This is a genomic window from Longimicrobium sp., from assembly GCF_036554565.1.
In the GTDB taxonomy this organism is placed as follows: Bacteria; Gemmatimonadota; Gemmatimonadetes; order Longimicrobiales; family Longimicrobiaceae; genus Longimicrobium.
In genome coordinates this window covers 1-9,618 of record NZ_DATBNB010000174.1, presented here as the reverse complement: position 1 = coordinate 9,618, position 9,618 = coordinate 1, and the positions used below count along the sequence as shown (strand labels likewise).

Genomic DNA, 9,618 nt, shown 5'->3' with positions numbered 1-9,618 from the left:
CCGATGTTCAGGTTCGTCTCCGTGTCGCGCAGGTCGCTGCGCGTGGTGCCGGGCTTCAGCCAGCGAGCCGTCGCCGGCATCAGCTGCGTGAGGCCGATGGCGCCCACGTGGCTGGTCGCGGCGTTCTTGAACGAGCTCTCGGTGCGCACCAGCCCGAACGCGATGTCGGGGTCGATGTCCTCCTCGAGCGCGATGTCGTAGATGTCTTCCGCAAGCTCGCGGCTGACGTTGTACGACTTGAACGCCTCGAGCTTCTGCTCGATCACCTGGTCGCGCGCGTTCACCTGCTTGTCGGCCACCTCGAGCCGCGCCTCGCGCCAGGCCTGCCCCACAGCGCCGTCGTTCAGCACCTTGGGGGCGGCGATCTGCGGGATCACCGAAAGCTGCCGCTCGTGCGACGGGTCGGTGCGCATTTCGTTGGCGCGGGCGATGGCCAGCGGCGTCGCCGTGCCCACCACGCCCAGCCCCATCACGCCGTACTTGACGGCCCTGCTGCCACGCACACGCTCGTAGGCGCTGCCTCCGCGCCGGCGCGGAAGGAGAACGCCGCCGCTCACGCGCTGGTCGGTGCTGGTGCCGTTGATGCGCGGATCGCCCGCGCCGTCGAACGACCGGCGGTAGCGCGCGGGAAGCTCGGATGCGGCCTCCACGGCGGGAAAGCGCCTCCGGGCGCGGCCCACCGGGTGCACCGGGTCCTGGCTGGTACGCTGCCAGGGGGGCGTGGGGCGCTTTCTCGAAGTGTGCATCGGCGGCTCTCCTGCTTCTGGTTCTCGCCCGGCGGCCTGTCCCTCATGCACGCCCGGCAGGCCCCCTGACCGGTGCAGGGTCCGTGCCACCCCCGCAAACGTTTGTGTCCACCCGGGACGGTTGCGGGAACGCGGAACCTTGTGCATTGTAAGGGCGTAGCAATCCGCGCGGCACCGTTCCGCCTGCCGGCATCCCCCGCGAGGGCGCATGACCTCTCCCGCTCGGTTCCTCCTGTTCGTAATGCTGGTGATCGTGGGCGTAAAGGCCTCCGAGCAGCTGTACGGGTTCGTGGCCTTTCGCGACGAGCGCACGCAGGTGAAGACGCTGCGGGCGCAGCTGGGCGGGGCGGCCCAGGAGCTGGTGGCGGTGCGCGCCCGCATGGACAGCCTGCACCGCGACATCGACGCGCAGGACGAGGAGCTCACGCGCGAGCTGGCGGGCCTTCACCGCTTTCAGCGGCAGGCGCGGCACCGGCAGCTTCCCCCGGCCCTGTACGACTCGTACATGGCGGCGCTGCAGGAGTACAACCTGCACGTGGAGTCGCGGAACCTGGTGCACCGCGAATGGCAGCAGCTGGCGGCGCGACGCGACGGCCTGGCGTTTCGCTACGACTCGCTGGCCGACAGCATCCACTCGCTGGCGGTGCGCATGGGCCAGCCCTACTACCAAGTTCCCAGCCCGCTCGAAGCCGCCGCCGAGTACGCGCACTGAAAACAACAGCATCACGCAGAGGACGCAGAGGGGACCGAGAGGGCGCAGAGAACTCACCGAGCCCTCTGCGTCCTCTCTTTTTCCTCTGCGTCCTCTGCGTGAAACCTTCTTTCGAACTTGGGAACGGCTCTTGTACACGCTCCCCCGCGTGGAAACGAAACGAGCGAGCAAGGGACGCAAGAAGGCTCCCGCGGAAAAGCCCTGGCGGCGGACGGGGTCGCCCGAGGAGGGCTTCGTGTACCTGCGTGGCGACGGAAAGCCGCTGCGCAGCCCGCCCGCGCTCGCCCGCATCAGGAAGCTCGCGATTCCCCCCGCGTGGACGGACGTCCACATCAGCCCGGACCCCGCCGCCAAGGTGCAGGCGTACGGCACCGACGCCGCCGGGCGCAAGCAGTACCGCTACCATCCCGACTACGTCGCCAGGGGCGCCAAGCGAAAGTACCGCAAGCTGCTGGAGTACGCCCGCGCCATCCCCCGGCTGCGCGAAGCCACCGGCGAGCACCTGGGCAGGGAGGGCGTGGGACGGGAGCGCGTGCTGGCGCTGGTGGTGCGGCTGATCATGCGCGGCTTCTTTCGCGTGGGAAGCGAGCAGTACGCCGTCGCCAACAAGACCTTCGGCATCGCCACGCTGCAGAAGAAGCACCTGAAGATCGACGGTGACAACCTGGTCTTCACCTACGTCGGCAAGAAGTCCATTCACCAGCGCTCCGTCGTCGCCGACACGCCGCTGGTGGAGGTGATCCGTGAGATCCTGGCGCTCCCGGGAAAGCGCCTCTTCCAGTACGTGGACGATGAAGGCAAGGTGCGCCCCGTGACCGCGGCCGACGTCAACGGCTACATCAAGGAGATCGTGGGCGCCCGGTACACCAGCAAGGACATGCGCACCTGGGGGGGCACCGTGCGCATGGCCACCATCCTGGCAGACCTGGGACCGCCCACCAGCGCGCGCGACGCCCAGAAGAACCTGGTGATGGCCTGCAAGCTGGTGTCGTCGGAGCTGGGCAACACCCCCACGGTGTGCAAGGCGGCGTACGTGCACCCGGCGGTGATGGAGCGGTATGCGGAGGGCAAGACGATCGAGCCCCTGATGCGCGAAGCTCCCCGCGACGACGAGGAGCCCGGGCGCTACTATCCGGAAGAAGCCGCGCTGATGCGCTTCCTCGCCAGGTGGGGCTAGGCTGGCCCCTCGTCCGCGACAGCGGCGGCCGCGCGGGTGAGCCGCAGGCACGTCACCCGGCGCTCCTCCGTTTCCTCCACCCGCAGCTCCATCTCTCCATCCGGGCCGCGCACCGCCACCGCGTCGCCCATCTCGGGCACCCGGCCCAGCGTGCCGAAGACGAACCCGCCCACGGTGTCGAACTCCTCCTCGGGAATCCGCAGTCCGAAGCGCTCGTTTACCTCGGAGATCAGCACGCCGGCGCCGATCAGCACGTCGCCCTCGGGGGTGGGCTCGAACTCCGGCTCCACCTCGTCGAACTCGTCGTTGATCTCGCCGACGATCTCTTCCAGCAGGTCTTCCAGCGTCACCAGCCCGTAGGTGCCGCCGAACTCGTCGAGCACGATGGCCAGGTGCACCGCCCGCCCGCGCAGCTCCGACAGCAGCTCGTCCACCGGCTTGGTGTCCGGGACGAAGTGCACGGGGCGCAGCAGGTGCTTCACGTCGAACGGGCCCGCCAGGTCGCCGCGCCGCTCGTGGAGCACGCGCAGCAGGTCCTTGGTCAGCACCACGCCCACCACGGTGTCGATGGTGCCCTCGAAGACGGGGAGGCGCGAGTGCCCCTCCACCGTGGCCACCTCCAGCAGCCGCTCCAGCGACACGTCGGCCGGCACCGCCACCATCGCCCTGCGCGGCGTCATCACCTCGCGGACGACCGTTTCGGAGATCTCGAAGACGCCGCGGATCATCTCGCGCTCCTCCTGCTCCATCCCGCTTCCCTGCGCCTCGGCGGCGTGGGTCAGCGACAGGCGCAGCTCCTCGGGCGTCTGCACCAGGGGATGCAGGCCCGTGGCGGTGACGCCGAAGAGGCGCACGACGCCGCGCACCAGGAAGTTCAGCGGCCAGGTGACGGGCATCAGCACCCACGCCAGCAGGCGCAGCGGGGCCACGGCGAGGTGGGCGGTGATCCACTCGGCGCGGTGCACGGCGATCAGCTTGGGCACCTGCTGCCCCAGCGTGGCGTGTAGGAGGCTGACGACCAGGAGGGCGAAGAAGACGGACACGGCGTCCGCCGGGCCCAGCACCAGCCCCGCCACGCGCACGGGTCCCGCGTCCATGCGGGGAAGCGCGTACGAGCGGGCGAAGACGACGGCCTGGTAGCCCAGCGCGACGGACGCGAGGCTGCGGGCCACCTGCGCGGCGAACACCAGCTCTTCCAGCCGGTCCAGCGCGGGAAGCACGCGCGCGGCGTTGGCGTCTCCCTGGCGGATGGAGCGCTCGATGCGGATGCGGCGAACCGCGATCAGGGCGAACTCGGCCGCGACCAGAAACGCGTTGGCCGCGATCAGCCCGAAGATGTAGAGAAGGGGGAGACTGCTGGGGTCGGGATCCATGGATGGCCGGGGTTGAACCGCGCCCCGCGGAGCGGGCGGAGCTGCGGCCTCGCGGCGGGGTGAGCGGGAGGCGGACCGCGCCGCCTCCCCGCCCCCGCCACGGTCGCCGTCAGGCGGCGGCGGGCTCCTGCTGCGCGTCGGCGGTCTCCACCGCCTCGGCGTTGGAGATCACCGGGCTGCAGAAGCGCATGCCGATGTTCTCCAGCTCCTTCAGGTCCTTCGGGGTGAGCGACGGAAAGCGCTCGCCCAAAAACTCGATCGTATCCGTCATCCACTCCAGCTGCTGCTCGCGCGAAGCCTTCATGACGCCGCAGCGATGGATGTGGCCAAACAGCTCATTGCGCGCATCGTCGAGCGGAGACGGACGGCTCGGGGCGGCGCGTTGTCCGCGGTCCCTGTTTCGGCTCAAGGTTCCTCCTGGTTCATGTAGGTTGCGGCCTTCCGCGGAAGGCCAGGGATTTTGTTTCCGGCTTGCGTACAGCCCTCCAAGATAGCGGAACACCGGGCCTGGCGAAACCGGCCGTGCCCGCCGCCGGTCCGGGGATTGCTTTCCGGTCCGGGTACGCCGCGCGGCTTCCGGGCCGCACGTCTCTCTTTTACCCCGCAGCCGCCGGAAGTTGCCCTTTCGCACCCTCGTTCCGCCGCGTTCCCTTCCCGGCCGCCACGTCCGCTGGCGCGACCTGGACCTGCGCACGCACCAGGCGGACTTCGGCCCGTATCGCATCCACTGGGCCGAAACGGGAGCAGGCGACGATGCACTGGTGCTGCTGCACGGATTGAGCGGCTCGTCGCGCTGGTGGGCGCGCAACATTCCCGCGCTGGCCGCACGCTATCGCCTGTACATTCCCGACGTCGTGGGCTTCGGGCGCAGCCGGGTGCCTGCGTACACGCTGCCCGACGTGCCCGCCGTCGCCTCCGTCCTCGCGGAGTGGATGCGGGGCGCCGCGGGCGAGCCCGTGCACCTGGTCGGCCATTCGATGGGCGGGCAGATCGCCATCCACGTGGCGGCGCGCTTCGGCGAAAGCGTCCGGCGGCTGGCGCTGGTGGACGCGGCCGGGCTTCCCCGCCCGCTCACGCCCCGCCACGTGATGCGCTTTGCATACGAGGTGGCGCCGCCGAGGCGCTGGGGCGATCCCACCTTCCTTCCGGTGATGCTGGGCGACGCCCTTTCCGCCGGGCCGTGGACGGTGCTGCGCGCCCTGCGCCACATCCTGCGCGACGACGTGCGCCCCCTGCTGGGCGAGATCGCGCATCCCACGCTGATCGTGTGGGGCGAGCACGACACCATCATCCCCCCGGACCACGGGGTGCAGATGCGCCAGGCCATCCCCGATTCGCGGCTCCTGGTGCTCCGCGACGCCTATCACGTGCCCATGGTGGACCGGCCCCACGACTTCAACCAGGCGCTGCTGGCCTTTCTGGCGGGCGAGGAGGTGGGCGAGTGACGGACGGGGCACGCCTGGGCCGCGCGGCCGCGCAGTGGGCGCGCACGCACCGCGCGCACGCGGGGGGCTGGGCCATGCGCTACCGCACGGCGGGCGAGGGGCCGCCCATCGTCCTGGTGCACGGGCTGGGGTGCTCGGCGGACTACTGGATGAAGAACGGGCCCTGGCTGGCGGCCGCGGGCTACCGGGTGCTGGCGATGGACCTGCCCGGCTTCGGGCGCACGGACGGGCCGCCCTTCCTGAGCATCATCCAGCAGGCGTTCGCCGTTTCGGCGTTCGTAGAAGCGCTCCAGCTGGGCCCCGCCGCCTTCGTGGGGCACTCGCTCTCGTGCCAGACGGTGCTGGAGCTGGCCGATACCGAGCCCGGGCGCGTCGCGGGCCTGGTCCTGGCCGCGCCCACGGGCGACCGGCGGCGCAAGCGGCTGCTGTACGAGGCCATCGGGTTCGCGCTGGACGTTCCGCGCGAGCCGCCATCGCTCGTCCCGGTGATCGCCGAGGCGTACCTGCGGGCCGGGCCGGTGCGGTGGATGCGGACGTGGCTGGGCGGGAAGCGCCACGACGCCTTCGGCGCCGCCGCGCGGGTGCGCGCCCCCGCCCTGGTGCTGGTGGGCGAGGACGATCCCGTGTCGTCGCCCAAGTTCGGCGCGGCGCTGGCCCGCGCCATCCCCGGCGGGCGGATGCAGGTGATCCCGAACGCGGCCCACGCCATCATCTTCGACGAGCCGCAGGGGTTCAACGGCGCCGTGCTCGACTTCGTCCGCGGCATCGGCCTCGCTCCCGCACGGGAGTGAGAATGGACGCGGCCCGCCCCGGAGTTTGGGGCGGGCCGCGGTCCATCCACCGACCCGGCGTCAGGGCCGCGCGGCGGGCAGGTACTGCGGCGGCAGCGGCATGTCGGGCCGCTCGTGCTCCCAGAAGATCGCCACCACCCACCAGCGCGTGCCGTCGTTCATCAGCTGGATGCTGTTGATGCCGCGCAGCACGGTGCTGTCCGTTTCCGTGCGTCCCTCGTACGTGCTCCACACGTGCACGATGTGGCCGAACTGCTCCGTCTTGCGGGCGAGCTCGCGCTCGCGGAAGCCGTTGGTTTCCAGGTACGGGCCCGAGGTGGCGATGTAGTCGTTCACCTCCATCAGCCGGATGGCGACGCCGGCGTTGGGGCGCTGGCCCACCGGCATCATGCGGGCGTGGGGCACGAACAACGAACGCATGCGGTTCCAGTCGCGCTTCTGCCCCACCCCGCCGGAGATCACGTCGTACAGCGCGGCGATGATGGCGTCCACCGACTGCACGTCCGCCGGGTTGGCGGCCGGGAGGGGGGTGGCCACGGGGCTGGTGGCCTGGGGTGCGGGCGTCTGCGCGTTCAGCCCGCCGGCGGTGGCCAGGAGCAGCCCCGCCGCGAGCGCGAACATCCGGGCCTTCGTGTGTGCCATGGTTCGGTCCAGGTGGAAGAGGGATGGGTGGAAGAAATCAGCGGATCGGGAAAACTCTACAGGCGGTAGCAAAAAGCCGACGCTTCGGAAGCGCGGTGATGCGGGAGATCAGCTCAGGCGCCGCTCTACCGCTTCGAGCCACTCCAGCTCGGCCTCGAATTGCCGAATCGTCAGTTCGACCAGCAGCTCGGCGGCCCCGACCATTGGGCCTGAGTCCTGTCGGATCGCCTGGAGCGTACTCCGCTCCTTTGCCAGTTCATCTTCCAGGAAGCGGCGCCGCCGCCCCACCTGCCGCCTCAACTCGCCTGGCCGGGCATGACTGGAAAGAGCCAGCCAGGTGAGAAAGGGAGGGAGCGTGCGCTGGATTGCCCAGTCTTCTCGCGCCAGGGAATCCGCCAGCGCGCGTTCCCCCTCGGGGGTCGGGCCGTACACCCTGCGATCCGGCCCCCTGGCGGTGGACTGTTCGCTTGCGAGGGGGCTGATGTAGGCGGCCTTCTCGAGCTTTCTGAGCGAGTAGTACACCTGCGGGCGAGAGATTCCGGCCCAATCGCGAATCTCCCGCCTCTCCAGCTCCTGATTGAGTTCGTATCCGTGCATAGGGGCCTCGGCCAGGAGGCTCAGCACCACGAGGTCGGGGGTCGTCAGCTCGGGGGCAACGGATCGGATCATGGACAGGAGTATGCCGGGACGCGACCGGCCGAGCAAGTCCCTTGACGGGCAGGTAGTCTCATTTATATTACCCCTCGTCTGGCGGCGCCCATCCGAATCTCCGAGGGCCTCTCTCATGCGACTCGCTGCTCTCCTGGGCGTTGTGATCCCCGTACTCGGCTCCTTCGCCTTCGCACCCAAACCGAATCCAACCATGAAGCAGCTCACCCCCGTCCTCGTCGTCGATGCGATCGAGCCATGCCTTCCGTTCTGGGTGGACCGGCTCGGGTTCACTCGGACGATCGAAGTACCCGAAGACGATCGGCTCGGCTTTGTTGCGCTCCAGAAGGACGGCGTCGAGGTCATGGTCCAGACGCGCTCCAGCGTCGTCGCGGGCGCACCCAGGATGGAGGAGTTTCCCTTTGGTGGTCCGACGCACCTCCACATCGAGGTTTCCGACTTCGATGCGGTCGATCGTGCGCTGGAAGGCGCGGAGGTGATCGTGCCGCGCCGGACGACCTCCTACGGAGCAACCGAGATCGTTGTCCGCGAGCCGTGTGGGCACTTCATCGGCTTTGCTTCCGTGCCATCCAACGGCGGGTAGCTTGTAGTCGGCCGCGCGCCCGTCAGGCAGGACGGGCGCGATTTCATCCGCCAACGACGGCGCCCCGTCCAACTGTTCTGGACGGGGCGCGTCGGCGTGCCTGGGGAAACCGAGGCTCAGCCCGCGCGTGGCGGGATGGTGATGGTCACCTGCTCGCCGGGCCTCACGTGGATCTCGAAGCTGTTGGAGGTGCGGCTGCTGCCCAGGGGATCGACCATGAACGTAACGCTGCGCCCCATCCCCACGACCGACTCCGGAAGGCGAAGCACCGTGTTGCTGTTGCCGTTCACGTTGCCCAGGCGAACTCGTTGGCCGCTCGCAACCACGTAGACGGTCATCTCCGTCCATGCCTGGTTCTGCACGCGCACGGTCGCCGGCACCGGCCGGGGCGCGTGTCTGTCTCTGGGGCTGCTCGCGCACGCCGCCAGGACAACCGCCACCAGCAGCACCATCAGCCTGCCCACCCGTTGACGAATGCCCGACCACGTCGGGCGAAGTGCCGTGTTCATGAGTGATCTCCGTTGAATGGCATCGGCAGTGTCGAGGTAATCCGGTCGGAGCACGATCTACGCCTCACCTCCGGCACATGGGAATCTTACACGACCTGAACGTGCGGATACGCGACGATCAGTTGGTCTACCGTAAGAAGTGGGCAGTCGAGCACCCGAGCAGTAGCCACAATGATCTGGTCAGCGGGATCCTTGTGAAACTCTCCAGGCAAGGCCGTGGACTCAGCGGCGATCCGGGGTGAGAGTTCAACGATCCGCACACCTGGGTATCCAAGGGCCACTTCGAGCCACTCCAGGGTAGGGCACGGAAGAAGGAGCCGCTTGTTCTGCACCAGCTTGGCGACCTCCCAACAAGAGATTGCGCTCACGCCGATGCCGATGCGCTCGTGCGCCGCGATCACGTCCCGGTGTGCTCGAGTGAGCCGCTCGTCGCCGTGCACCCACCATATCCACACATGGGTGTCGAGAAGGATCACTGGAGAGCGTGCCAGTCCGTCCCAGCTACTGGAGACGTGGGATCATGAAAGACGACCGGAGTACCCCGCAGAGGATACCGCTCGTCAGCGGGATGACGCTCTTGGGCGCGAACCACCACTTCCACCGATGCCCCCGGCTCGAACGGCAGGTTCTCCAACTTTAGCGACCCTTCAGACGACACCCGGCCGTGGATTCGGTAAGCCTGTGGCATGTGCGCTCCTCTTTCGGCTGAAGGTCCGATCCTAAGCTGGCAACAAACCGTTGGAAACACAACAACGATCAGCTAGCCCCGCTGCCATCGGAGGTTCGAAGGTGAGTACCCGGACTTCACCTTCATGGTCCACGCGACGTCACGGCCCTTGACATCGTTGCGCCTTGCAACCATCCTTCTGCCAGGATCGTTGCAAGACACAACCGAACGGAGCAGGGCGATGGCGCAGGCGATGGCGGCACCGGGACGGCGGCTCCCCCTGGCCGGCGAGGACCCTCAACTG

The 9,618-nt window shown here is 68.9% G+C and carries 12 protein-coding genes; 5 read left to right on the top strand and 7 right to left on the bottom strand.

Going from position 1 to position 9,618, the window contains the following annotated elements; all coding sequences use genetic code 11:
* Positions 1–746: transglycosylase SLT domain-containing protein (locus VIB55_RS04830; protein ID WP_331875536.1), on the bottom strand; the 746-nt coding region annotated here is incomplete at its 3' end.
* Positions 747–954: 208 nt separating this feature from the next.
* Here VIB55_RS04830 and VIB55_RS04825 point away from each other — a divergent pair.
* Together VIB55_RS04825 and VIB55_RS04820 are read left to right on the top strand one after the other, a co-directional pair.
* On the top strand, positions 955–1,458 hold the full coding sequence (locus VIB55_RS04825; RefSeq protein ID WP_331875535.1) for a hypothetical protein: 504 nt from the start codon (positions 955–957) through the stop codon (positions 1,456–1,458).
* Positions 1,459–1,588: 130 nt separating this feature from the next.
* Positions 1,589–2,635, top strand: a complete 1,047-nt coding sequence (locus VIB55_RS04820; protein ID WP_331875534.1) for a hypothetical protein — start codon at positions 1,589–1,591, stop codon at positions 2,633–2,635.
* Here the strand turns inward: VIB55_RS04820 and VIB55_RS04815 are convergent.
* Both VIB55_RS04815 and VIB55_RS04810 read right to left on the bottom strand, forming a co-directional pair.
* On the bottom strand, positions 2,632–4,008 hold the full coding sequence (locus VIB55_RS04815; RefSeq protein WP_331875533.1) for a hemolysin family protein: 1,377 nt from the start codon (positions 4,006–4,008) through the stop codon (positions 2,632–2,634). The two genes, VIB55_RS04820 and VIB55_RS04815, sit on opposite strands and share 4 nt — an antisense overlap.
* 109 nt (positions 4,009–4,117) lie before the next feature.
* Positions 4,118–4,312 (bottom strand): hypothetical protein, encoded by a 195-nt coding sequence (locus VIB55_RS04810; RefSeq protein ID WP_331875532.1) that lies wholly within the window; start codon positions 4,310–4,312, stop codon positions 4,118–4,120.
* A gap of 313 nt (positions 4,313–4,625) precedes the next feature.
* On the opposite strand from VIB55_RS04810, the gene VIB55_RS04805 reads away from it, so the two are divergent.
* Both VIB55_RS04805 and VIB55_RS04800 read left to right on the top strand, forming a co-directional pair.
* Positions 4,626–5,453, top strand: coding sequence for an alpha/beta fold hydrolase (locus tag VIB55_RS04805; protein ID WP_331875531.1), 828 nt, complete (start codon positions 4,626–4,628; stop codon positions 5,451–5,453).
* Positions 5,450–6,244 carry an alpha/beta hydrolase gene (locus VIB55_RS04800; RefSeq protein WP_331875530.1) on the top strand — a complete coding sequence of 265 codons (795 nt, stop codon included), beginning with the start codon at positions 5,450–5,452 and terminating at the stop codon, positions 6,242–6,244. Before VIB55_RS04805 ends, VIB55_RS04800 begins: the two co-directional genes overlap by 4 nt.
* 60 nt (positions 6,245–6,304) lie before the next feature.
* Here the strand turns inward: VIB55_RS04800 and VIB55_RS04795 are convergent, their stop codons facing one another.
* Together VIB55_RS04795 and VIB55_RS04790 are read right to left on the bottom strand one after the other, a co-directional pair.
* A complete protein-coding gene (locus tag VIB55_RS04795) occupies positions 6,305–6,886 on the bottom strand; it encodes a hypothetical protein (protein ID WP_331875529.1) in 582 nt (193 codons plus the stop codon).
* 108 nt (positions 6,887–6,994) lie between these two features.
* Positions 6,995–7,555, bottom strand: a complete 561-nt coding sequence (locus VIB55_RS04790; RefSeq protein ID WP_331875528.1) for a PadR family transcriptional regulator — start codon at positions 7,553–7,555, stop codon at positions 6,995–6,997.
* Between the two features lie 193 nt (positions 7,556–7,748).
* On the opposite strand from VIB55_RS04790, the gene VIB55_RS04785 reads away from it, so the two are divergent.
* Positions 7,749–8,138 (top strand): VOC family protein, encoded by a 390-nt coding sequence (locus VIB55_RS04785; RefSeq protein ID WP_331875527.1) that lies wholly within the window; start codon positions 7,749–7,751, stop codon positions 8,136–8,138.
* A gap of 116 nt (positions 8,139–8,254) precedes the next feature.
* Here VIB55_RS04785 and VIB55_RS04780 read toward each other — a convergent pair whose 3' ends face one another.
* Complete coding sequence (locus tag VIB55_RS04780) at positions 8,255–8,647, bottom strand: hypothetical protein (RefSeq protein ID WP_331875526.1); 393 nt, start codon at positions 8,645–8,647, stop codon at positions 8,255–8,257.
* 86 nt (positions 8,648–8,733) lie between these two features.
* Positions 8,734–9,123 carry a type II toxin-antitoxin system VapC family toxin gene (locus VIB55_RS04775; RefSeq protein WP_331875525.1) on the bottom strand — a complete coding sequence of 130 codons (390 nt, stop codon included), beginning with the start codon at positions 9,121–9,123 and terminating at the stop codon, positions 8,734–8,736.
* Between the last annotated feature and the right edge of the window lie 495 nt (positions 9,124–9,618).

Bases quoted from the DNA above. Each gene is read 5' to 3' on its own strand.
- VIB55_RS04825 (WP_331875535.1), top strand. From the start codon at position 955: ATGACCTCTCCCGCTCGGTTCCTCCTGTTCGTAATGCTGGTGATCGTG.
- VIB55_RS04815 (WP_331875533.1), bottom strand. From the start codon at position 4,008: ATGGATCCCGACCCCAGCAGTCTCCCCCTTCTCTACATCTTCGGGCTG.
- VIB55_RS04810 (WP_331875532.1), bottom strand. From the start codon at position 4,312: ATGAAGGCTTCGCGCGAGCAGCAGCTGGAGTGGATGACGGATACGATC.
- VIB55_RS04795 (WP_331875529.1), bottom strand. From the start codon at position 6,886: ATGGCACACACGAAGGCCCGGATGTTCGCGCTCGCGGCGGGGCTGCTC.
- VIB55_RS04790 (WP_331875528.1), bottom strand. From the start codon at position 7,555: ATGATCCGATCCGTTGCCCCCGAGCTGACGACCCCCGACCTCGTGGTG.
- VIB55_RS04785 (WP_331875527.1), top strand. From the start codon at position 7,749: ATGAAGCAGCTCACCCCCGTCCTCGTCGTCGATGCGATCGAGCCATGC.
- VIB55_RS04780 (WP_331875526.1), bottom strand. From the start codon at position 8,647: ATGAACACGGCACTTCGCCCGACGTGGTCGGGCATTCGTCAACGGGTG.